Origin of the sequence: Anaerococcus sp. HMSC065G05, assembly GCF_001812365.1 — a bacterium.
Taxonomy (GTDB): Bacteria; Bacillota; Clostridia; order Tissierellales; family Peptoniphilaceae; genus Anaerococcus; species Anaerococcus vaginalis.
In genome coordinates this window covers 131,560-153,685 of sequence record NZ_KV808690.1, presented here as the reverse complement: position 1 = coordinate 153,685, position 22,126 = coordinate 131,560, and the positions used below count along the sequence as shown (strand labels likewise).

Sequence of the window (22,126 nt, the reverse complement as noted above, 5' to 3'; positions counted from 1 at the left end):
CGAAGCTTACGTAATGGTAATAGTGAAAAAGGCTGTTAAAAAAGAAAATAGTCAAGATAAATCTTCTAGCAAAAAGGCTATAAAGAAAAAGGAGAATTCTAAAAATAAAATAGAGGAAAAACCTTCTTTAAAACCTTCTGTAAATGAGAAAAAATATCCTGATAAAAATGAATCGAATAAAGATTCTGGTAATAAAGAGTTAGAAAAAACTGAAAAAGAAAATAGTGAAAATGAAAAAGATTCTCTCAAAATTCAAAGCACAAAAAACTCTCAATTGCCCCCTTTAGAAAAAAATAAAGAGGAAATTATCATTGATGAAAGTAAAAATCCTACACAAAAGGAACAATAAGCTTATGAAAATAGAAAGGAGAATAAGATGACTTTAATTACTGGAATTTTGTTTACTATAATTTTTTATAGTTTAACTAAGGATTTGATTAAAAAATATCCTGTCATATTTTATCTAGGAATATATGCTTGGACAGGATTTGTAGTTTATTATTATAATATGGGGTTTGATAGAAATTTCCCTACTTGGTTTAATGAATATTTTATGAAGATATTTTCAAGGGGGATATTTGCTACAGCTTCATTTATGATAGTGATGTTTTTAGGGACTATTACAAAACATAATGATTTTTCAAAAAAATTGATGGCAATTCGTGGAGAAATGTCTATAATGGCAAGCTTATTAGTTTTTAGCCACAATATAATATTTGGTTTGCGTTATTTCCCAATTCTTTTTACAAATCCTAGCTCTATGCCTCAAAGACAATTAATAGCATCAATAATAACAATATTTTTATTGTTGATGCTGATTCCTCTTTTTGTAACTTCTTTTAAGACAGTTCGTCGCAAAATGAAAGCTAAAAGTTGGAAAAATTTGCAAAAAATGGCATATCCATTTTTCATAGGAATATATGTCCACGTTATGGTGTTATATTCTTCGAATTGGAAAGAAAATATGGTAGGAGTGGTTATATATACGCTTATATATTTGGCTTATATAATCCTAAGATTAAGAAAAAGAAATATAAAAATGCAAAAATCATTGGCAAAATAAAAATAAAAAATCCTCAAAATGAATTTAATTTCATTTGAGGATTTTTTTGCCCTTATTTTATTTGGCACTTAATGAAAATTCTGCAAATTTTTCAAAGTTTCCATCACTTTCTTTGCCGGAATTTTCATTAATTTTTGAACGGCTTAGGGTAAAATTAAAATTTCTTCCGTCTTTTATTTCATCTAGGCTTAGGTCTGAGAAATAATTATTGTAGATAAAGGTTGTTGAATTTTCATCTGCAACCCTTTCATCTAGAGAAATTTTATTTCCTTTTTCGTCAACTCCTTTTAGTTCATAAACATAGGCTTGATCAAGATTTTTTATTGTTGTTGTAAGGGTGATTGGATTTATTTTCATTAATGAAATCGTAGCGTTTGTTCCTTTTATTTTTAAATTTTCAGCGAAAATTTTGTTGTCTTCGTTTATTGTATTCATTGGGGATTCTATTGTAATTATTTGGCTTTTATTTGCATCTGCAAAATACAAATCTACGCTCGCCTTATCTTTTTTTGGAAAAGATTTATCAAAACTTATCATAAGATTTTCTGAGGATGTTTTTTTATCTTCTAATAGGCCTTCTCCTCCTGATGAGCTCATAGCTTTATAAGTTTTTCCATCAACTACCACCTTATACAAATATGAATTGTTTTTTGTAGTTTCCTCTAAATTTTTTCCATTTCTTAGGGTATTTATAAATATTTTATTATCTTCAAAGGCTATATTTCCTATCACAAATGAATCTTCTCCAACTGTTACTGGTTTATTAATTTCTGCCATATATTTGTAGGAATCCGGACTTGCACCAAAGGCTTCCATCATTGTTACTTTTATGTCTGTTGTAAATTTTGAAACTTCTGCTTTTACAATTGGAATATTAAGTCCAGCTACTAGGATTAATGCAGCTGCTATTGGCAAAAATTTTTTTGATTTTTTATTTTTTTTGTAGGATTTTGCAGTTTTTATTAATTTTTCTTTTTCAAAGTCGTTTAATTCGATTTTTTCAATTTCAAAATCCATATCATTTATTTTGTCATAGATATTTTTCATAATTTGCTCCTTAAAGTTTTTTTGGCACGGCTTACTTTGTTGTAGAGTCTGTCTTTCGGAATTTTTGTGATTTTTTCTAAATCATCGTATGAATATCCTTCTATAAATAATTTTTTAAAAATCTCCCTATCTTTTTTTGACAATATTTCAAGAATTTTTTCGCTTTCATCATAATTTTCTAAATTTTTATCATAAATAAAACCAGATACATCATCAAGATCAAGGCAGTCGTGTTTTGCTTCTTTTCTAATGGCGTCAATTGCCTTGTATTTGGCAACTCCTGCACACCAATTTTTAAAAGATGACCTAGTAGGATCATAAGAATTTATATTATCCCAAATTCCAAGGAGAGCATCATTTAAAATTTCATCTAGAATATTTCTCCTATTTCCTATAGTTTTTACAATAACTCCTTTTAATATAGGCCCATAAAGGTTAATGAATTCAATCAAATATTTTTCATCTTTGTTTTTAATTCCTTTTATTAAATTTTTATCATCCATTATTTCCTCCTTTGCCTATATATTCGTGTAAAGTTGAGCAAATCTATCCTTACTTTAAATTATATCTTTAATTTTTTTATAAAAAAACCATCCCGATTTTTTCGAGATGGTTTATAGGTCTTAAAATTTTATTTAAATAAAAGATTAATATCAAAATCTTTTTCTATCATTTTATTATCTAGCATGAATTTTTTGGTTCTTTCAAAGCCTTTTTTATCATCTTCTGTAATTTTTGTTGAAAAATCATACATTGGATACATATAATCGTAGGCTTTATCGTCAAGGTCTAATTCTTTTTTTACAATTTCTTTTGTTTGGTCTTTATTTTTTTCCATAAATTCTGCTATTTCTTTTTGGGCATCATTTATTGCCTTTATTACATCTTTGTGTTCTTTGGCATATTTTTCTGAGCTTGCTACGCAAATTATAGCATCTATTAAATCTTCTCCGTTTGTAATTTCATAAAGTCCTGCTTCCTTTGCCTTATAAGCTGCAGGGCCACCCAAAAGTGCTACGTCTAAATTTCCCGAATCAAGGGCAGCTGCTGCATCTGGAATTGACATATTTGAAAATTCTACGTCTTTTTCGCTCATTTTTTCTTTTTCTAAATATGCTAAAAGTTCTTGGTGTAAGTTTGTTCCTGCAGGGCCTCCGATTTTTTTGCCCTTTAAATCTGATGGATTTTTTATTGAATCATCTTTGGCAAAAAGTGAAAATGCCTTTGGTGCTTTTGAATACATATTTAAAAGTTTCAAATCTTGACCATTTGCTTTTGCAAGAATTGCAGAAGAACCGCCAAGTCCATAAAGCAAATCAACATCTCCGCTTGCAAGAGCAGCTGTTTGGTCTGCACCGCTTGTGATTTCCTTGTAATTAATTTTTACACCTGGTAGGTGTTTTTTGAAAATTTCCTTATTTTTTTCAATTATTGATGGAACATTTAAAGGCGATGTTACATAAGTCACATTTAATTCGTCGATTGATAATTTTTCCTTGGTATTTGATGAAGGATTTGACATATTAGCATTTGAAATATTTTCGTTTGATGCATTGTCTTTGTTTGAGCATGATGTAATTGCAAAAACTAAGGCAAAAATTGATAAAATTTTTAAAAATTTATTTTTCATTTTCTTCTCCTATTATTTTTTTAAAATTTTCTCTCAAAGTTTCCTTGGAGATTTTTTTATCTTCAAGATTAAAATCAGAAACTATTTTCCCCTTTTTCATTACTATAATTCTTTGACCTAAATTGAGAGCTTCTTCAAGATCGTGGCTTACAAATAAAAATCCAGAATCTTTGATTTTCATATAAGAAATTAATTCTTTTTCAAGCCTTTCTTTGCTAATCTCATCAACAGATGCAAAAGGCTCATCCAAAAGCATAAAATTATTTGGAAAAATAAGAGCGCGAGCAAGGGAAACTCTTGCTTTCATACCGCCAGAAAGCTGAGAAGGGTAGGCGTTTTCAAAGCCTTCAAGGCCAATTATTTTAATCCACTTTTTGCAAAGATTTTCATTTTGATTTGAAAATAGAATATTTTCTTTGACATTTAGCCATGGCAAAAGCCTTGGATTTTGAAAAACTATGGAAGTTTTTATATCATTTTTAATGATTTTTCCAGAGTCGATTTCCAAAAGTCCGCCAATAGCCTTGATTAAAGTTGATTTTCCACAACCAGAAGGGCCGATTAGGATATTTCTTTTTTGAGGATCTAAAGTTAAATTTATTTTATCCAAAGCCTTTATATTTTTATCGTCGATATTATAAGTTTTACAAAGGTCAATTAGACTTATACCATTCATTTTTAAGATCTCCCTTCAAAAAAAAGCTTGCAAATTTAACAAAAATTTTGTCAGAAATCATTCCAACAAAGCCTATTAGAAAAATCCCAACAAGAACTTTATCAGTCCTAGACATAAGCCTTGAAAAATTTATAAGATAACCAAGACCTTTTGATGCGGCTATCATTTCCGCTGCAATAATTGACCTATAAGCATAGCCAAGACCAATTCTTGCGCCAACAAAAATATCTTTCAAACTTGATGGCAGGATAATTTTTTTAAAAATTTCCTTATTGTTATAAGAAAAAGCACGGGCCATTTCAATTAAATCAGGCTCTGCTACCATAAAACCCTTTTGAATATTTAAAAAAATAGGAAAAAATGACGCCAAAAAAACTATGGCGATTTTGCTGATTTCTCCAATTCCAAGCCACAAAATCAAGAGGGGAACAAGACCAAGAGGCGGAATACTCTTAAAAAAATTCAAAATATTTGAAAAATATGGGTAGGTTTTAGGTTTTAAATAAAAAATCAAAGCCAAAAAAAAGCTTACAAGAAAAGCCAAAAAATATCCAACAAATACTCTAAAAAGGCTTGCAAAAAGATTAGCAAAAATCGAACCATCAACAAGCATAGCACAAAAAGTTTCAAAAACTTTAAAAGGCCCAGGCAAATAAATTGGCGAAAAAAATCCGATTTTATAAACAAATTGCCAAAAAATCAAAATGAGTATAAGTATTGAAAGATTTTTAAAATTAAAGTTAAATTTTTTCATAAAAACTCCCCTAATATTTTACCAGAAAATGAGAAAGTTTATAAATAATAATTTGGAAAAAATTGTAAGAGTATTGATTTTTTTAAAAATTAATATCATGAATTATCAAAAAAATAAAGTAAAGAAAAAACCCATACCGACTAATAATCGATATGGGTTAAGTATCGTTTAGTTTATTTATGAAAAATTATCATAAAAATTTATTATTCAAATTTTAAAGAATTTATAATATTTTCATTTAAAAGTTGGGTTTTATTTGTATTTTTCAATGGACCTGCAAGGATAATATTTACAAAATAATCTTTGGTTTCAAAGGCTATTTTTTCTCCTTCTAGTGAAAATTGCTCGGTATAAATTCTTACTTTTGATTTTAAAAACAATTTTTCTTTTACCATTTCTTCTTTTACTTCTCCCATCGGACTTATAAAAGCTGGTGGAATTTGACTGCCTTGACTTTGGGCAAAAGAATTTTTCAAATCAATTGCTTTATCTTTTTTTATTTTTGAAATTATAATTTGATTTATTGTTTTTCCTGAAACTTGATTTTCATAAACGGTCAAAGCTTCGCTTTCTTGGATATTTTTCATATCTTGAGGAATATTAAAAGAAAAATCTCCCATATCAATTTTTTCTGTTGCGTAAAGATTTATATATTTGTCAAAAGATTTGAATGATTTAGAAACCATATTAAAATCTTCACTTTCTGGATAGGTTGTCGACAATAAATCTGCCATTATATAAGGAGAGGCTTGGGATTTTTCCTTATCTTCTATAATTTGAAATTGAATAATATTTGTAGGCGTTGCCATAAATATATTTGTGTAAGAAAATTGATTATCTTCAACAATTGAATAATAAGTTTTCTTATAGTCGCTTTCAAGTCCAACAGGTTTTTGAACTACATTTGCATTTTCAATTTCCGAATTATATGTTTCTTTGTCAGAAATTTTATAAAGCTCATTTTTTATTTCGTCTTCTGATTTTTTTCCTTCTTCTAATAATTTTTTTATATTAATTGAAATGTCATAATCATCAGATTTTGGAAAATCAATCACATAGGTATTTTTATTAGAAATATTAGAATAAACTTTGCACCTGTTTGGTATCCTTATATTAAAAGCTTCCAAGAAAATATTTTTGTCGTAATCAAGATTTTTAAGCTCATCTTTCCTATAAGGCTCATTGGAAGAAGTGGAAATATCATTTGGATAATCTCCCATCATTCTTTCAACGTACAAGGAATTATCTCTTTGAAATCCTTCAATATTTTCGTGCTTATATTCTAATCTTTTCTTTTTTTCTTTTTCGCTTGAAATACTATTTGCTGATATTTTTTCTTTTATTGTGCTGTCATTAGATTTATTTATATCTTCATCGAAATTTATGCAAGATGAAAAAAGTAATATAAATAAAACAATCAAAATTTTTTTCATAAGTTCTCCAAATTTTATTTTACCTATTGATTATATCATAAATCCTTAAAAATTAAACAAATAAAAAGATTTTTACGAAAAATTAAAAATTTTAAAAAGGTCTTTAAAAAAGTTCCACTTCTTGGTATGATAAAAATGTAGGAAATGGTTTATTTCCTATTGACTTTAACAAGAGGATTTAAAGGAGAAAAAATGAATAGAGATTTAGGTATCAACTTATGTAGAGTGACAGAGGCAGCAGCTCTTGCAAGCGGAAAATATTTAGGCAAGGGCAAGAAAAACGATTCTGATAATATTGCAGTAGACCAAATGAGAGCAATGTTTAATTATTTGGGAATAAATGGCAGGGTTGTAATCGGAGAAGGAGAAATCGACGAAGCTCCTATGTTATATATAGGTGAAGAAATTGGCGATATGAGCCAAGATGATGTTGTAGATATAGCTGTAGACCCAATAGATGGAACAGCATCTCTTGCAAATGGAACTAGCAATTCAATCTCAGTAATTGCAGTTGCACCAGAAGGTTGCTTACTAAATGCTCCAGATGTTTATATGAATAAAATTGCCACAGGAAGCAAGGCAAAAGGCGTAATAGATATAAAAAAATCAACAAAAGAAAATATAGAAAATGTAGCAAAGGCTTTAAACAAAAAAGTTTCAGATATTACAGTTTCAGTTTTGCACAGACCAAGACACGAAAAATTAGTTGAAGAAATAAGAGAAGCTGGCGCAAGAATTTCTATGGTAGAAGACGGCGATGTATTAACAGCCATAGCCACAGAATTATCAGATGGAAAAATTGATTTGATAATGGGAATAGGCGGAGCGCCAGAAGGCGTTATAGCAGCCGCAGCCCTAAAATGTTTGGGAGGAGATTTCCAAGGAGTATTTGCCCCATCAGATTCAAAACAAGTAAAAAGATGCCTAAAAATGGGAGTAGATTTCGACAAAGTTTACACAATAGACGATTTGGTAAAAGGCGATGACGTATTATTTGCAGCAACAGGAATAACTGATGGAACTTTCCTAAAAGGCGTATCCTACACAAAAAATAATATGGCAAAAACCCAATCACTACTTCTAAGACTTCCATCAGGAACAATTAGATACATCGACTCTGTCCACAAACTAGATCAAAAATTAGACCAAAAATAAAGACAAAAACGACAAGCTTATAAAAATAATAAGGATAGATTTTAAAATAAATTGAGATTTCTTGGGGATTATGTAAGTTTTATTTAAAAAAAATAAACTCATAATCCCCAAAAAAATACACAAAATTTTGGATAAAACAAAATCCTCAATTATTAAATAAATAAAAGCCATAGAAAAATATGTAAAAACAAACAAAGAAAAGTACAGAGCTTTTCTATTATTTTTTATTATATTGAAAATTTTTTTATTAAAAATTTTTGATTTATTAAAAGATTTCATAAAAACTCCTCAAAGTTATTGATAACTGTTATCAATTTTATTATATAAAATCAGAAATTTTTGTCAACAAAGTACATAAAAAAAATAAATTTTTAAAATAGAATAAAAAACAAAGCAAAATTTTATAGAAAATTTTAAATTCAAAAGAATGTATTTAAAAAATTATTTGAAAATAATTATTTAATCTTTTCGAATTTTTCTATAAAAATTGATTAAAATGGGTAATATACATCTATATGGTCAATATGCTATAATTAAACTATATATAGTAGGAGGTGAAGGATGGCAAGCGATGTAATAAATCAAGTTAAAGATGCAGAAATTGCAGCTGATAAACTTGTAGACGATGCCAAAATAAAAGCCAAGGAAATAATCGAATCATCAAAAATCGAAGCAAGCAATTCTTACAAAGAAAAAATCGAAAAGGCAAAAAAAGATGCCAATGATTTAATCGAAAAAGCAAAGAAAGAAGCAAGCGAAGAAAAGATTCCACTTATTGACAAGGCAAAAGATGAAAGCAAAGATATTTTAGACCAAGATGAGGGAAAAATTGAAGGGCTTTTAAATCTTTTAACAGAAAGGATTGTAAATAATGGCAATAGTTAAAATGGATAAGTTTAATCTTTTCTCTTTTGAAAATAATAGAAAAAGCCTTCTAGATATTTTACAAAAGTTTAACTATGTTCATTTTAACGATCTTGTGGTCGACGAAAAGGAAGACTACCTCAAAAAGGTATCTAACCAAGATAATCTTACAAGAATTGATGAAAAAAGATCAAAGCTAGAATATGCAATAAATTCTATAGAGAAGTTTTTGGATAAGGAAGAAAAATCTTCCCTAACAAAAAAGGACATGAGTCTTGATAATCTCTATAAAGAAGGCGAAAATTTTAGATTTGATGAAATATATCCTCAACTAAAAGAATACATTGATATAAGGGATAAAAGTCAAGATAAGATTAAAAATTTAAAAGCAGCAAATGAAGAACTAGAAAGCTTTAAGGCTTTGGATTTGGATATAAATTCTATTGAAAACTCACACAGATTTTTCGTAGAAATTGGCTCAATTGCAGATCAGTTTTATAAAGATTTTGACCAAGATTTAGTCAAAAAAGATTTCAAAACTGCCCTAGTTGTAGATCTTTCCAAAAAAGATAGCCTAAATTATCTAATAGCCATATCAAGTCTTGAGGAAGCAAAAGATTTTAGAGAATTTCTAAGAGATCATGGTTTTTCAAAAGCAAATATTAAGACCAAAAAGAAAGTTAGTGAAAAAATAGCTTTAAATCTAGAAGAAATTGAAAATTTAGACAAAAAGCTTAAAGATAGTGAAGAAAAAATTAAGCAAATGAAAATATTTTTGCCAGATTTTTACCTTTACCAAACTTATCTAGAAAATTTAAGAAAAAAAGAAGCAAGTAGCGAATTTTTCATCAAAACAAAAAGAATAGACTTCGTTGAAGGCTATATTCCTCACAATCTAAACGACAAGTTCAAAAAAGATTTGAAGGAAGTTTTGGGAGAAGATTTTGTACTTGATATAAAAGAAGCAGACAAAGATGATCCAGACGTTCCAGTAATTCTTGATAACAACAAGCTTATAAAACCTTACGAATCAGTAGTAGAAACCTACTCACTACCAAAATATAACGAAGTTGACCCAACGCTTTTGGTTTCAATTTTCTATACAATATTTACAGGTTTTATGCTTGGGGATTTGGGATATGGATTAATACTTTTTATTGGAACAATTTTACTTAGAAAATACAAAGATTTGCCAGAGTCAACTGACAAAATGGCAAGACTTTTTACAAGAGTTGGTCTTTCAGGATGTGTATTTGGACTAATATTCGGTTCATTTTTTGGAGGAATTATTCCACTACCAGGTCTAATTGATACACAAAAAGATTTCAACACCCTAATGGTTATTTCACTTATAATCGGTGGCATATCATTATTTACAGCTTTGGGCGTAAAAGCCTATATGCTAATTCGTGATGGCGATCCACTTGGTGCAATATTTGATGTATTATTGTGGTATATGGCAGTAGGTGGAGCTATAGCCTTATATTTACTTGATGGATCAGGAAAAAATGTTGCAAAAATAATAATGATTATAGGCATGATAGGCATAGTTCTTACAGGAGGACGTGAAAATAAATCTGTTGGAGGAAAAGTTGCAGGAGGTTTATATTCTTTATATGGTATGAGTTCTTGGATTGGAGATTTTGTATCATTTTTAAGACTTATGGCGCTTGTTCTTTCAGGTGGTTTTGTAGCTTATTCAGTAAACTTGATTGTAGGAATGTTGTGGCCAGCGGGAATTTTAGGAAAGATAGGAGCTATTATAGTTTTTGTAATTTTCCAATTATTTAACTTATTCCTATCAACCCTATCAGCATACGTTCACTCCCTAAGACTTGTTTATGTAGAAATGTTTAACAAGTTCTATGAAGGTGGCGGCAAGAAATTTAGACAAATGATAGAAAATAGCAAATTTATAAATATAATCACAGGAGGATACAATGGTTGATTTTTTAGTTGAAAACGGTGGAAAGATAATGGGAGCAGTTGCTGTTGCTATAGCAGTATTCTTATCAGGAATGGGATCTGCCAAAGGAACAGGAATGACAGGAGAAGCAGCTGCAGGTTTAACTGTAGAAGAACCACAAAAATTTGGTAAGGCACTTGTACTACAACTTTTACCAGGTACACAAGGACTTTACGGATTCGTAATAGGATTTATGATTTTAGGAAAATTAGGTGGAGATCTTAATTTCCAACAAGGACTTTATTATATCTTCGCAGCTCTTCCAATTGGAGTAGTAGGATATTTCTCAGCAATAGCTCAAGCAAAAGTAGCAGTATCAGGTATGAATATACTTGCAAAAAACGAAGATAATTTCGTACAAGGAATAGTTTATGCAGTAATGGTTGAGTTATATGCAATCTTAGGATTTGTAATTTCCCTACTTCTAGTAAACAATATATAAGGCTTTATTATGAACAATCTTGATTTATTATTAGATAGAATAAAAGAAGACGGCAAAAAAGAAGCCGATCATATCCTATCTAATGGTCAAAAAAGAAAAGAAGAAATAATAAAAGAATCAGAAGAAAAAGCCCAAAAAGAAGTTTCACAAATTATAGAAAATGCCAAAAAAGAAGCAAAAAGAATAAAAGAAAATTCAAAAGTAACTGCAAATAGACAGGCAAGAGATATAAAAATTGAAGCAAAAAATCAAGTTGTAGAAGAAGTTTTAGAAAAATTAATTGAAAAATTAGAAAAACTTGGACCAAATTCTTACAAAGATTTTGTCCTAAATAGACTCAAAGATTCAAAAATCGAAAAAGGCGAAATACTTTTACAAAAAGATATGAAATTTCATTTCAAAGAAGAAGATTTTAATGGGCTTAAAGTATCAAATGAAAGCGTAGAAGGTGGATTTGTTGTAAAAAATGGAAAAATTTCCTACGATAACACCTACAAGTCTTTGGTAAACTTTGAAAAAGATTCTTTAGAAAAAATTATAGTTGATGAAATATTTAAGTGAGGTGATTTAGATGGATAGAGAAAAATTTATCCGCCCATCCATTACTACAAGAGTATACGAAAAAAATCTCCTTACTTCAGAAAATTTGAAAAGGCTAATAGATACAGATAACCTAAATGAGGCTATATCATCCTTAAACGATACAAAATATGGCGAGCTTTTACAAAAATTAGATAGAAATGAAGATTACGAAAAAGCCCTATCTCAAATGCTTTTAAATTCATATAAAGATATGATAAAAATAAGCCCTGACGAAAACTTGGTAAAATATTTGGAAGAAAAATATAATTTCCATAATTTGAAAGTTTTATTAAAAGAGCTTATTCAAGATGAGGACTACAAGTCTATCTATATTGATATAGGAAAAATTGACCTTGTAAAAATAAAGAGAAATCTCAAAGAAGACATAAATCAAAATGACAAGTATTTTTCTTATGCAAAAAAAGCCCTAGACCTTTATAAAGAAAATAAGGATCCTCAAGATATAGACTTATCTTTGGATAAAGATTTTTATGAAAAACTTTTAGAAGATAGCGAAAATCTCAATTATGAAAGTTTAGTAAAATTTACCAAAGAAAGAATTGACCTTACAAATTTAAAAACACTTTTAAGAATTAAAGGTCAAGACCAAAGTGTAGACTTATTAGAAAAAGCCCTAATAGATGGAGGAAACATTGAAAAAAATCTCTTTAGAGATTCACTAAATGCAGCAAAATCATCATACACAAACCTATTTTTCAAAGAAAAAATTTACCCACAAGTAAAAAATGCTTTGGAAGATGATGATTTATATAGGGCTATGCAAAAAATAGAAAAAATAATCGATAATCACTTGATGGATTTTGCAAAAGAAAGCAAAAAAGTAAGTTATGGTCCAGAAGTAATTATGGGTTATCTTATAAGTCGTGAAATGGAAATTAAAAACTTGAGAATTATCCTAACAGCCAAACTAAATTCACTTTCTCGTGAATTTATGGAAGAAAGGTTGCGTGATTTGTATGTATAGGGTAGCCGTAATAGGAGATAAAGATTCTGTCCTAATGTTTAAGGCATTGGGAGTTGACGTATATACAGCAGTAGATGGAGAAGATGCAAAAAAACTTGTAAATAAACTTGCCCAAGAAGATGTAGGCATAATATTTATTACAGAAGATTTTGCAGCAAAAATCCAAGATACTATAGACAAATACAGAGAAAAAATGACTCCAGCAATTATACTTATACCATCCAACAAGGAAGATCTTGGACTTGGAATGGCAGATATAAATAAGAGTGTAGAAAAAGCTGTTGGAGCTAACATTTTGAACTAAAAGGAGACCAAATTTGAATAAAGGTAAAATCACAAGAGTATCAGGTCCACTTGTAGAAGCAAAGGGATTATCTGATGCTAATATCTATGATGTGGTCGAAGTTTCAAAAGATAAGCTCATCGGAGAAATTATAGAGATGAGAGGGGATGTTGCAAATATTCAAGTTTACGAAGAAACAACTGGAATTGGACCTGGAGATGAAGTAGTTTCAACAGGAGCTCCACTATCAGTTGAACTTGGACCAGGACTACTTGAAAGAATGTATGACGGAATCCAAAGACCACTTGAAAAACTTGAATTATTGGCAGGAGAATTCCTAAAAAGAGGAGTTACAGCCCCACCACTAAATAGAGAAAAATTATGGGAATTTAAAGCGGAAAAAGAAGTTGGCGATGAAGTAATCCCTGGAGATATCCTAGGTACGGTTGATGAAACTTCAGTAATTAACCATAAAATTATGGTTCCAAATGGAATTAAAGGAAAAGTTAAAGAAATAAAAAATGGAGAATTTACAGTTGATCAAACAGTTGCTGTAATTGAAACAGAAAATGGCGATAAAGAATTAAATATGATTCAAAAATGGCCAGTAAGATCTCCAAGACCATTTAATAGAAAACTTGATCCAGACACACCACTTATAACAGGACAAAGAGTTATTGATACATTTTTCCCAGTTGCAAAAGGTGGAGCTGCATCAATCCCAGGCCCATTTGGATCAGGAAAAACAGTTATCCAACACCAAATTGCAAAATACGCTGATGCTGACGTTGTAATTTATGTAGGTTGTGGAGAGCGTGGAAACGAAATGACTGACGTACTTGACGAATTTCCAGAACTAATCGATCCAAAAACTGGCGAATCAATCATGAAAAGAACTGTACTTATAGCAAACACTTCAAATATGCCAGTAGCAGCCAGAGAAGCCAGTGTTTATACAGGAATTACCATGGCAGAATATTACAGAGATATGGGATATTCAGTTGCCCTAATGGCAGATTCTACATCAAGATGGGCAGAGGCCCTTCGTGAGATGAGTGGACGTTTGGAAGAAATGCCAGGAGATGAAGGATTCCCAGCTTATCTTGCAAGCCGTATAGCAGATTTCTACGAAAGAAGTGGAAAAGTTATAGTAAACGGACAAGTAGAAAAAGAAGGATCACTTTCAGTAATAGGAGCAGTTTCTCCTCCGGGTGGAGACTTATCAGAACCTGTAACCCAAGCAACACTTCGTATAGTAAAAGTATTCTGGGGGCTTGATTATGATTTGTCTTATCAAAGACACTTCCCAGCTATAAACTGGCTAAATTCATACTCACTCTACCAAGATAAAATGGATTCATATATAGATAAAACTGTTGATGAAAAATTCTCAAAAAACAGGATGAGAGCAATGAGTCTTCTTCAACAAGAATCATCCCTACAAGAAATTGTAAGACTAATCGGTCGTGATGGTTTAAGTGATGATGATAAATTAAAACTTGATGTAACAAAATCACTAAGAGAAGATTTCTTGCAACAAAATGCCTTCCACGAAACAGATGCTTTCTGTCCAATGGAAAAACAAGATTTAATGCTTGATACAATTCTTTATTTCTATGACAAAAGTCTAGAAGCTTTATCTGATGGGGCAAATCTTGATAGACTTGAAGAGCTTGAAGTAAAAGAAAAAATCACAAGATTAAAACTTATAAAAGATGAAAACTTGGAAGAATTCGACCAAGTCAAAGAACAAATCGACAAAGAATGCAAAGAAGCTGTAGCAAAGGGGGATGAATAATGCTAAAAGAATATAAAAGCGTATCAGAAGTAGTTGGACCCCTAATGCTTGTCGAAGATGTTAGTGGAGTTGATTATGAAGAACTAGTTGATATAGAACTTCAAACAGGAGAAAGAAGAAGAGGAAGAGTAATAGAAATCGACGAAAACAATGCTGTTGTCCAACTTTTTGAAGGATCTTCTGGAATTAACTTAAAATCAACATCAGTAAGATTTTTAGGTAGACCACTAGAACTTGGCGTAAGCGAAGATATGATTGGAAGAACTTTTGATGGACTAGGAAGACCAATCGATGATGGCCCATCAATTATTCCTGAAGAAAAAAGAGATGTAAACGGAGTTGCAATAAATCCTGTAAGCCGTGATTACCCATCAGAATTTATCCAAACAGGAGTATCAACAATCGATGGATTGAACACCCTTGTTCGTGGGCAAAAACTTCCAATATTTTCAGGATCAGGACTTCCACACAATAAATTTGCAGCCCAAATTGCAAGACAAGCAAAAGTTTTAAATGATAGCGAAGACTTTGCCGTTGTTTTTGCAGCTATAGGAATTACATTCGAAGAAGCTCAATTTTTTAGACAAGACTTTGAAAAAACTGGGGCTTTGGACAGATCAGTAATGTTTATAAATCTTGCAGATGACCCTGCAATTGAACGTTTATCAACACCAAAAATGGCACTTACAGCAGCAGAATATTTGGCATTTGAAAAAAATATGCAAGTTTTGGTTATCATGACAGATATGACAAACTATGCAGAAGCCCTTCGTGAGGTTTCAGCAGCAAGAAAAGAAGTTCCAGGTCGTCGTGGTTACCCTGGATATCTTTATACAGACCTTGCAACCCTTTACGAAAGAGCTGGAAAATTAAAAGGAAAACCAGGTACAATTACCCAAATTCCAATTTTAACCATGCCAGAAAATGATATAACCCACCCAATCCCAGATCTGACAGGCTATATCACAGAAGGACAAATTATTTTATCAAACGAATTATATAACCAAGGAGTAAACCCACCAGTTTCAATTCTTCCATCCCTATCAAGGCTTAAGGATAAGGGAATTGGTGAAGGAAAAACCAGAGAAGACCATGCAGATACCATGAACCAAATTTATGCAGCTTATGCATCTGGAGTTGACGCAAGAGAGCTTCAAAAAATCCTTGGAGATTCTGCCCTATCAAAAGCTGACCTTGCCTTTGCAGAATTTGCAAAACAATTTGAAGAAAAATATATAAATCAAGGATTCTACACAAATAGATCCATAGAAGATACCCTAAATCTTGGTTGGGAATTATTAAAAATAATACCAAAATCTGAACTAAAGAGAATCGATGACGAATTAATCGATAAATATTTGGATAAAGAAGAAAACAAAAAGGAGTCTTAGGCTATGACAAGGCTTAATGTAACTCCAACCAGGATGAATTTAAATACCCTAAAGAAAAGACTTGCCACATCCAAAAGAGGCTACAAACTTTTAAAAGACAAACAAGATGAGCTGATGAGACAATTTCTTGAAAAAATCAGAGAAAACAAAAGACTTCGTGAAGAAGTTGAAGCTGATTTGAAAGAATCATCAAAAGGATTTTTGATGGCTTCATCATTTATGAGCCCAGAATTTTTGGAAGAAGCAGTTAGTTTTCCAACACAAAAAATTGGGGTAGATATAAAGGTAAAAAATGTCATGAGTGTAAGAATTCCTCAAATGGAATTTAAAATTGATAAGGGAGGAAACGAAAATGCCTCCATGTATCCTTACGGCCTTGCCCAAACATCAGCTGATTTGGACCTTGCCATAAAAGGATTAAATAAGGTTATGGATAAACTTCTAACCTTGGCAGAACTTGAAAAATCAACTCAACTTATGGCAGATGAAATCGAAGGAACAAGAAGAAGGGTAAACGCCCTAGAATATAGGACAATTCCAGATTTGGAAGAAACAATAAAATATATTAGAGCTAAGCTAGAAGAAAATGAAAGAGCAACTATTTCAAGACTTATGAAAGTTAAAGATATTATATCCGAAGCCTAAGTCTTGAAAAGAGAAAATTTCATAGTTTAGTAATAAAGAAAAAAGGGACGTGTTAAGCGTCCTTTTAATAAATAAATTTTGAAGGAGAAACAAATGGATACGGAAGGACCCTACGTGAATTTAATAATTTTTTTAATAGTTTTGGCACTTATTTTATTAAATGCCTTGGTTAATATGATTTTTTCATCTTTAACTTCCCTAAATCATCAAAAATTAAGAGAGATGGTAGAAAATGGAGATAGTAAAGCTAAAGATGTTTTGATTTTATCTCAAGACCAACAAAGACTTATGCAAAGTCAAAATTTTCAAGATGGAGTTTTGTCAATTATTACAATTGCTTTTCTTTTATTAAATATAAAAGATTCTTTGAAAAATTTTTTAAATAGAGAATCAGATTTTATGCAAATGCTTATAATGATTCTTATGGTAATTGTTTTTGTAGTTATAAAAAGAATTTTTGCCAATATGATTCCTCAAAGAATTGGAATTAGAAATCCCTATACTATTTCTAAAAAGACAAGAGGATTTGCAAAATTAATTTTGTTTTTGACAAGGCCCTTTGTAAGTTTTATAAATAAAATTACAAATATCATTATGAATATTTTTGGAATTGAGTCTAAGGCTATTGAAAAAGAAGTTACGGCAGAACAAATAAAATCCATTGTCCAAGTTGGAGAAGACCAAGGAGTTTTAAGACCATTAGAATCAAAAATGATTCATTCAATTATGGAATTTGACGACGTGTGGGCAGAAGAGATTATGACAGCAAGGCCTGAAGTATTTATGATTGATATAAAAGATAGGGAGAGAAAATACTTGGATGAATTTATCAAATTAAAACATTCAAGAATTCCAGTCTACGATGAAGAAGTCGATAATATTTTGGGGATAATTTATACCAAAGATTATCTCTTAGAGGCACTTGATGTGGGAATTGCAAGTGTTGATATTAGAAAATTAATAAAACCAGCCTTTTTTGTGCCAGAAAAAATAGAAATTGATAAATTATTTTCTCAAATGCAAAAAGATCACACTCACATGGCGATTTTGATAGATGAGTACGGTGGATTTTCGGGACTTGTTACTATGGAAGATTTGGTTGAAGAAATTGTTGGAGATATGGACGATACATTTGACAAGGATCTACCAGATATTAGAAGCTCAACCAAGGGTTCCTATATAGTAAAAGGTTCGACATCAATAAAAGATTTAAATGAATTTTTGGGACTAGATATTGATGAAGAAAACGACCAATACGACACAGTAGGTGGTTTTATAATCGATAAACTTGGCTTTATTCCAGATGAAGGCTGTGAAAAAGCAGTAATTTACAAAGATTACGAATTTAAAATTTTATATATTGAAGAAACTCGAATTAAAATTGTAAGAATTAAAAAAATAAAAAATCCTGAAAAAATTTCGGATTAAAATAAAATTATAAAAAGTGAACCTATACAAGGCTAATAAGTCTTTTGTATAGGTTTATTTTTTGTGTTTAAATAAAGTTATTATATTTTTGATAACAAAGTATTGTCAAATAAAAACTAATATGCTATAATACAAAAGTAATTTTATATGATGGAGAAAAGCTCAGATTTGTTTCTGGGCTTTTTGCGTCTATAAGGAGGTTTTATGTTAAATTATGCACACAGGGGCTTTAAGGCAAAGTATCCAGAAAATACTATGCTTGCTTTTAGAAAAGCTCTAGATGCGGGAGCAGATGGCATTGAACTTGATGTTCATTTATCAAAAGATGGACATTTGGTTATAATACACGATGAAAATCTGCTGAGAACTTGTGGCTGTGACGTTTTTGTTAAGGACTTAAATTTAGAAGAATTAAAAAAACTAAATGCAGCCTATGGATATGACGGAACTGATGAGAAAATTCCTACTCTTCGAGAATATTTTGATTTTGTAAAGGATACTAATCTTATTACAAATATTGAAATTAAAAATGGCTTAATTGCTTACGATGGAATTGAAGAAAAATTATATGAGCTTATGAAAGAATATGAAATTTGTGATAGGATAATTATTTCATCTTTTAATCATGAATCTGTTCTTAGGATGAAGGAAATCGATAGCACATTAAAATTGGGATTTTTGGAAGAATCTGTTTTAGCTAATCCTGTGAAATATTTAAAAGATAATGGAATTTTTTATTTTCATCCTTTGGTAAATACTGTTGACAAAGATCTTGTTTCAAAGCTTCATGATGAAGGAATTTTTGTAAATGCGTGGCTTTCTTCAAAACTTTCTTATAATTTGGAAGATTTTGTTGAAATGGGTTTTGATGGTCTTATTACTGACTTCCCTGATAGGGTTGATGAATTATTAAAAAAATAAATAAGGAGATTTTATGCAGAATTTAGAACTATTTTTAGAAAAATTTAATAAGATATTGTGGGGAAATTGGCTTGTATTTGTATTGTTAGGCCTTGGTATACTTTATTCAATAGCAACAGGATTTGTACAAGTTAGACATTTTAAATTTATTATTCATAATACTTTGGTAAAAAGTTTTAAGGAAAGAAATATTGAAAAAAGAGAAGGTTCTTTGTCTACATTTCAAGCTATGATGGTAACTTTAGCTGGAAATATTGGTGGAGGAAATGTAGTTGGTGTAGCGACAGCAATTGTTGCTGGTGGATATGGTGCTATATTTTGGATGTGGCTTGCTGCATTTTTTGGAATGGCATTAAAATACGGAGAAATCGTTCTTTCACAAATTTATAGAGGAGAAGACGAAGACGGAAATATCTTATCAGGTCCAATGTATTACATAAGAGATGGATTAAAAGCTCCAGCTTTAGGAATTGTAATAGCAGTTTTGATGACTATAAAAATGATGGGAGCAAATCTTGTTCAATCAAATACAATTGCTACAATCCTTGCAGATAATTTTAAAGTCAATAATCTATTGACAGGAATTATTTTAACAATTTTATTATTTATGATAGCAATTGGAGGACTTAAAAGATTAGCAAAAGTTGCAACAAGCCTTGTACCTATTATGTCTATTCTTTATGTTGTATTATGTTTATTAGTTATAATTGTAAATATTAAAAACGTTCCTTTAGTTTTTAAGGCGATTTTTGATGGAGCATTTTCTTTCAAAGCTGCCGCAGGTGGTGTAGGCGGACTTGTTATAGCAAGAGCTATGCAATACGGTATAGCAAGAGGAATGTATTCAAACGAGGCAGGAGAAGGAACAGCACCATTTGCCCACGGTACAGCTATTGTAGATCATCCAGTAGAAGAAGGAATTACTGGAGTTACAGAAGTATTTTTAGATACAATAATTATCTGCTCACTTACAGCAATAACAATAGGAGTATCACAAATACCAATAGACGGAGAAACAATACAAGCATCAAATATGGCAATTAGTGCAATAGGAACAGTATTTAAACCCCTATCTTATGTAGCAATATTTGCACTATTGATATTTTGTTTTACAACCCTTATGGGACAATGGTTTAATGCCGCAAAATCATTTACCTATGCCTACGGAGAAAAATTTACAAGCAAAGTTAAATTTATTTATCCATTTCTTTGCATAGTAGGTTGTTTAGGAAAAATAACAATGGTTTGGACAATTCAAGATATAGCCATGGGACTTGTAATAATTCCAAATATCCTTGCCCTATTAGTTTTAGTAAAAGAAGTAAGAAAACAAACAAAAGATTTTTTCGAAAATAAGTAGGAAAAACTAAATGGAAGACTTAGAATTTATAAAAATACTAATATTAAGATTATTTTTGGCTTGTTTAGTTGGTGTAATAATAGGTCTTGAGAGAGAATTTAAAGGAAAATTTGCAGGAATAAGAACGCATACAATAGTAGCTTTGGGAGCAGCCCTTGCAATGATAGTTTCAAAATATGGTTTTTCAGATTCAAGCCATTACGATGCAGAAAGAATTGCAGCACAAATAGTATCAGGTATAGGATTTCTCGGCGGAGGTCTTATATTTATAAAAAAAGATTATATATCAGGACTTACTACAGCGGCAGGAATTTGGACTACAGCAATAATAGCCATGAGCATCGGTGCTGGAATGTATATAATAGGAATATGCTCAAGCATATTAATATTAATTTTACAATTGTTTTTAAAAGAAGAATTTGGAATTTTTAGTTTTATAAAAAGGCCCTATACCATAGATATAGTTTTAGATAATCCTATGAGCATAGAAAAAATATATAAGTACTTCAAAAAAGAAAATATAAAATTCAGCGAAAAATCCATAAATTATAGAGATGATAAGCTGATATTAGAAGTACAATATCACAATAAAAACGAAAATGAACTAATAGGAATTATAAATTTTTTGAGAGAAAACAGAAGGGTTTTTAAGTTTAGTCTTGATTAAACAAATTAATAAAGTAGATGAAAAAATCTAAAAAAACCATAAGGCGAAAAGTTTACAAAAACACTGCTAATTAAAATTAATAGTAGTGTTTTTTGTTTTAGTTTTTATTGTTTCTAATATTTTTTAATAATAAAGCTATAAAATATATTTCAAACAATTTCTTTCGTTTTATTTTTTTGTTAAATCGCTTATAATATTATTAAAAGATTTAGAAATTAGGGATAGGTGGTTTATGGTAATTAATAGGTATATAGTTTTTTATTTTTTCTTTGCCCTTTTGGGTTGGGTTTGGGAAAGTATTTATTGTACGGCTCAAAATCAAAAATGGCAAAATAGGGGTTTTTTGTATGGACCTCTTTGTCCGATTTATGGTTTTGGTTCGATTTTTGCTCTTTTTGCTTATGATTTGGTAAATGGTGGAGTCTTGGAAAGACTTTCTTCGCTTCAAATTTTTATTGTGGGATTTATTGTTTCCATGATTTTGGAATATCCTACTTCCTATATTCTTGAGAAATTATTTCATGCAAGATGGTGGGATTATACGGATGTGCCTTTGAATTTAAATGGAAGAACTTCTGTTCCAACTTCTGTTGGTTTTGGTCTTGCTGGAATTTTGGTTATGAATTATTTGATTCCTATGGCAGAGAATTTGTACTTGCTCTTGCCGAAAATTTTTGTAATAATTTTGCCTTTTATTTTGATTGGAATACATTCATCAGATTTAACTCTTACTGTTGTAAACTTGACGAATTTCCAAAAACAACTTGATGAAATTGAGGAAGAATTCCAAGAAAAAATGACTCAAAGGGTCGATAGTTTCTACAGAAAGAAAAAAATGTACAGTCCAAAAGCTCTAAGAAGGGTTGTTTCCTTTAGGATGAGCGAATCAAGAAATAAAATTGCTGAAAGAATTTTAAAGGGAATAGAAAAAATCGAAGAGGAAAGAAAAAAATCATAGAATATTTTTAAAAAAACAGGTGGATTTGACCTATCCCATATAATTTGGGAGTAAGCTAAGATCAGCCTGTTTTTTATT

23 protein-coding genes are annotated in these 22,126 nt (G+C 30.3%); 17 read left to right on the top strand and 6 right to left on the bottom strand.

Annotation, left to right across the window (positions count from 1 at the left end):
- Both HMPREF2852_RS02825 and HMPREF2852_RS02820 read left to right on the top strand, forming a co-directional pair.
- The coding region (locus HMPREF2852_RS02825) for a hypothetical protein (protein WP_148130540.1) at nucleotides 1-349 on the top strand (349 nt) is incomplete at its 5' end.
- Nucleotides 350-376: 27 nt separating this feature from the next.
- On the top strand, nucleotides 377-1,063 hold the full coding sequence (locus tag HMPREF2852_RS02820; RefSeq protein ID WP_070605852.1) for a ferric reductase-like transmembrane domain-containing protein: 687 nt from the start codon (nucleotides 377-379) through the stop codon (nucleotides 1,061-1,063).
- Nucleotides 1,064-1,120: 57 nt separating this feature from the next.
- Here the strand turns inward: HMPREF2852_RS02820 and HMPREF2852_RS02815 are convergent, their stop codons facing one another.
- The 6 genes from HMPREF2852_RS02815 to HMPREF2852_RS02790 form a co-directional block, all read right to left on the bottom strand.
- Nucleotides 1,121-2,110, bottom strand: a complete 990-nt coding sequence (locus HMPREF2852_RS02815; protein ID WP_070605851.1) for a hypothetical protein — start codon at nucleotides 2,108-2,110, stop codon at nucleotides 1,121-1,123.
- Nucleotides 2,107-2,613: a sigma-70 family RNA polymerase sigma factor gene (locus tag HMPREF2852_RS02810; protein WP_004839575.1), complete on the bottom strand. Its 507-nt coding sequence runs from the start codon at nucleotides 2,611-2,613 to the stop codon at nucleotides 2,107-2,109. The genes HMPREF2852_RS02815 and HMPREF2852_RS02810 overlap by 4 nt, the downstream gene beginning before the upstream one ends.
- A 128-nt stretch (nucleotides 2,614-2,741) precedes the next feature.
- A complete protein-coding gene (locus HMPREF2852_RS02805) occupies nucleotides 2,742-3,740 on the bottom strand; it encodes an ABC transporter substrate-binding protein (protein ID WP_070605850.1) in 999 nt (332 codons plus the stop codon).
- Nucleotides 3,730-4,416, bottom strand: coding sequence for an ABC transporter ATP-binding protein (locus HMPREF2852_RS02800; protein WP_070605849.1), 687 nt, complete (start codon nucleotides 4,414-4,416; stop codon nucleotides 3,730-3,732). The genes HMPREF2852_RS02805 and HMPREF2852_RS02800 overlap by 11 nt, the downstream gene beginning before the upstream one ends.
- On the bottom strand, nucleotides 4,394-5,170 hold the full coding sequence (locus tag HMPREF2852_RS02795; protein WP_070605848.1) for an ABC transporter permease: 777 nt from the start codon (nucleotides 5,168-5,170) through the stop codon (nucleotides 4,394-4,396). The genes HMPREF2852_RS02800 and HMPREF2852_RS02795 overlap by 23 nt, the downstream gene beginning before the upstream one ends.
- Nucleotides 5,171-5,373: 203 nt before the next feature.
- Nucleotides 5,374-6,603 carry a hypothetical protein gene (locus tag HMPREF2852_RS02790; protein ID WP_070605847.1) on the bottom strand — a complete coding sequence of 410 codons (1,230 nt, stop codon included), beginning with the start codon at nucleotides 6,601-6,603 and terminating at the stop codon, nucleotides 5,374-5,376.
- Nucleotides 6,604-6,795: 192 nt separating this feature from the next.
- Here HMPREF2852_RS02790 and glpX point away from each other — a divergent pair, with 192 nt between their 5' ends.
- From glpX to HMPREF2852_RS02710, 15 genes are all read left to right on the top strand, one after another.
- A complete protein-coding gene (gene glpX, locus HMPREF2852_RS02785) occupies nucleotides 6,796-7,758 on the top strand; it encodes a class II fructose-bisphosphatase (RefSeq protein ID WP_070605846.1) in 963 nt (320 codons plus the stop codon).
- Between the two features lie 561 nt (nucleotides 7,759-8,319).
- Complete coding sequence (locus HMPREF2852_RS02775) at nucleotides 8,320-8,643, top strand: V-type ATP synthase subunit H (protein WP_070605844.1); 324 nt, start codon at nucleotides 8,320-8,322, stop codon at nucleotides 8,641-8,643.
- A complete protein-coding gene (locus HMPREF2852_RS02770; protein WP_070605843.1) occupies nucleotides 8,630-10,570 on the top strand; it encodes a V-type ATP synthase subunit I in 1,941 nt (646 codons plus the stop codon). Before HMPREF2852_RS02775 ends, HMPREF2852_RS02770 begins: the two co-directional genes overlap by 14 nt.
- A complete protein-coding gene (locus tag HMPREF2852_RS02765; RefSeq protein WP_004839566.1) occupies nucleotides 10,563-11,030 on the top strand; it encodes a V-type ATP synthase subunit K in 468 nt (155 codons plus the stop codon). The genes HMPREF2852_RS02770 and HMPREF2852_RS02765 overlap by 8 nt, the downstream gene beginning before the upstream one ends.
- Nucleotides 11,031-11,039: 9 nt before the next feature.
- Complete coding sequence (locus HMPREF2852_RS02760) at nucleotides 11,040-11,591, top strand: V-type ATP synthase subunit E (RefSeq protein ID WP_070605842.1); 552 nt, start codon at nucleotides 11,040-11,042, stop codon at nucleotides 11,589-11,591.
- Between the two features lie 10 nt (nucleotides 11,592-11,601).
- Entirely contained in the window at nucleotides 11,602-12,597 is a 996-nt protein-coding gene (locus HMPREF2852_RS02755) for a V-type ATP synthase subunit C (protein WP_070605841.1), read from the top strand.
- Nucleotides 12,590-12,901 (top strand): V-type ATP synthase subunit F, encoded by a 312-nt coding sequence (locus tag HMPREF2852_RS02750; protein WP_004839563.1) that lies wholly within the window; start codon nucleotides 12,590-12,592, stop codon nucleotides 12,899-12,901. Before HMPREF2852_RS02755 ends, HMPREF2852_RS02750 begins: the two co-directional genes overlap by 8 nt.
- A gap of 13 nt (nucleotides 12,902-12,914) precedes the next feature.
- The gene (locus HMPREF2852_RS02745; RefSeq protein WP_070605840.1) at nucleotides 12,915-14,678 is read left to right on the top strand and encodes a V-type ATP synthase subunit A; all 1,764 of its coding nucleotides are present in this window, start codon (nucleotides 12,915-12,917) and stop codon (nucleotides 14,676-14,678) included.
- Nucleotides 14,678-16,069 carry a V-type ATP synthase subunit B gene (locus HMPREF2852_RS02740; protein ID WP_070605839.1) on the top strand — a complete coding sequence of 464 codons (1,392 nt, stop codon included), beginning with the start codon at nucleotides 14,678-14,680 and terminating at the stop codon, nucleotides 16,067-16,069. Before HMPREF2852_RS02745 ends, HMPREF2852_RS02740 begins: the two co-directional genes overlap by 1 nt.
- A gap of 3 nt (nucleotides 16,070-16,072) precedes the next feature.
- Nucleotides 16,073-16,714: a V-type ATP synthase subunit D gene (locus HMPREF2852_RS02735; protein WP_004839560.1), complete on the top strand. Its 642-nt coding sequence runs from the start codon at nucleotides 16,073-16,075 to the stop codon at nucleotides 16,712-16,714.
- A 93-nt stretch (nucleotides 16,715-16,807) separates the two neighbouring features.
- Nucleotides 16,808-18,142: a hemolysin family protein gene (locus HMPREF2852_RS02730; RefSeq protein WP_070605838.1), complete on the top strand. Its 1,335-nt coding sequence runs from the start codon at nucleotides 16,808-16,810 to the stop codon at nucleotides 18,140-18,142.
- Between the two features lie 204 nt (nucleotides 18,143-18,346).
- Nucleotides 18,347-19,063 carry a glycerophosphodiester phosphodiesterase gene (locus HMPREF2852_RS02725; RefSeq protein WP_070605837.1) on the top strand — a complete coding sequence of 239 codons (717 nt, stop codon included), beginning with the start codon at nucleotides 18,347-18,349 and terminating at the stop codon, nucleotides 19,061-19,063.
- A 13-nt stretch (nucleotides 19,064-19,076) separates the two neighbouring features.
- A complete protein-coding gene (locus HMPREF2852_RS02720) occupies nucleotides 19,077-20,423 on the top strand; it encodes an alanine/glycine:cation symporter family protein (RefSeq protein WP_004839557.1) in 1,347 nt (448 codons plus the stop codon).
- A 10-nt stretch (nucleotides 20,424-20,433) separates the two neighbouring features.
- Complete coding sequence (locus tag HMPREF2852_RS02715; RefSeq protein ID WP_004839556.1) at nucleotides 20,434-21,090, top strand: MgtC/SapB family protein; 657 nt, start codon at nucleotides 20,434-20,436, stop codon at nucleotides 21,088-21,090.
- 232 nt (nucleotides 21,091-21,322) lie between these two features.
- Nucleotides 21,323-22,048, top strand: coding sequence for a putative ABC transporter permease (locus HMPREF2852_RS02710; RefSeq protein ID WP_070605836.1), 726 nt, complete (start codon nucleotides 21,323-21,325; stop codon nucleotides 22,046-22,048).
- The last annotated feature ends 78 nt before the right edge of the window (nucleotides 22,049-22,126 follow it).

Coding starts and splice junctions, on each gene's coding strand:
- HMPREF2852_RS02730 (WP_070605838.1), top strand. CDS start 16,808: ATGGATACGGAAGGACCCTACGTGAATTTAATAATTTTTTTAATAGTT.
- HMPREF2852_RS02765 (WP_004839566.1), top strand. CDS start 10,563: ATGGTTGATTTTTTAGTTGAAAACGGTGGAAAGATAATGGGAGCAGTT.
- HMPREF2852_RS02735 (WP_004839560.1), top strand. CDS start 16,073: ATGACAAGGCTTAATGTAACTCCAACCAGGATGAATTTAAATACCCTA.
- HMPREF2852_RS02775 (WP_070605844.1), top strand. CDS start 8,320: ATGGCAAGCGATGTAATAAATCAAGTTAAAGATGCAGAAATTGCAGCT.
- HMPREF2852_RS02800 (WP_070605849.1), bottom strand. CDS start 4,416: ATGAATGGTATAAGTCTAATTGACCTTTGTAAAACTTATAATATCGAC.
- HMPREF2852_RS02720 (WP_004839557.1), top strand. CDS start 19,077: ATGCAGAATTTAGAACTATTTTTAGAAAAATTTAATAAGATATTGTGG.
- HMPREF2852_RS02740 (WP_070605839.1), top strand. CDS start 14,678: ATGCTAAAAGAATATAAAAGCGTATCAGAAGTAGTTGGACCCCTAATG.
- HMPREF2852_RS02810 (WP_004839575.1), bottom strand. CDS start 2,613: ATGGATGATAAAAATTTAATAAAAGGAATTAAAAACAAAGATGAAAAA.
- HMPREF2852_RS02710 (WP_070605836.1), top strand. CDS start 21,323: ATGGTAATTAATAGGTATATAGTTTTTTATTTTTTCTTTGCCCTTTTG.
- HMPREF2852_RS02770 (WP_070605843.1), top strand. CDS start 8,630: ATGGCAATAGTTAAAATGGATAAGTTTAATCTTTTCTCTTTTGAAAAT.
- HMPREF2852_RS02760 (WP_070605842.1), top strand. CDS start 11,040: ATGAACAATCTTGATTTATTATTAGATAGAATAAAAGAAGACGGCAAA.
- HMPREF2852_RS02790 (WP_070605847.1), bottom strand. CDS start 6,603: ATGAAAAAAATTTTGATTGTTTTATTTATATTACTTTTTTCATCTTGC.
- HMPREF2852_RS02755 (WP_070605841.1), top strand. CDS start 11,602: ATGGATAGAGAAAAATTTATCCGCCCATCCATTACTACAAGAGTATAC.
- HMPREF2852_RS02795 (WP_070605848.1), bottom strand. CDS start 5,170: ATGAAAAAATTTAACTTTAATTTTAAAAATCTTTCAATACTTATACTC.
- HMPREF2852_RS02820 (WP_070605852.1), top strand. CDS start 377: ATGACTTTAATTACTGGAATTTTGTTTACTATAATTTTTTATAGTTTA.
- HMPREF2852_RS02725 (WP_070605837.1), top strand. CDS start 18,347: ATGTTAAATTATGCACACAGGGGCTTTAAGGCAAAGTATCCAGAAAAT.
- HMPREF2852_RS02815 (WP_070605851.1), bottom strand. CDS start 2,110: ATGAAAAATATCTATGACAAAATAAATGATATGGATTTTGAAATTGAA.
- HMPREF2852_RS02805 (WP_070605850.1), bottom strand. CDS start 3,740: ATGAAAAATAAATTTTTAAAAATTTTATCAATTTTTGCCTTAGTTTTT.
- HMPREF2852_RS02750 (WP_004839563.1), top strand. CDS start 12,590: ATGTATAGGGTAGCCGTAATAGGAGATAAAGATTCTGTCCTAATGTTT.
- glpX (WP_070605846.1), top strand. CDS start 6,796: ATGAATAGAGATTTAGGTATCAACTTATGTAGAGTGACAGAGGCAGCA.
- HMPREF2852_RS02715 (WP_004839556.1), top strand. CDS start 20,434: ATGGAAGACTTAGAATTTATAAAAATACTAATATTAAGATTATTTTTG.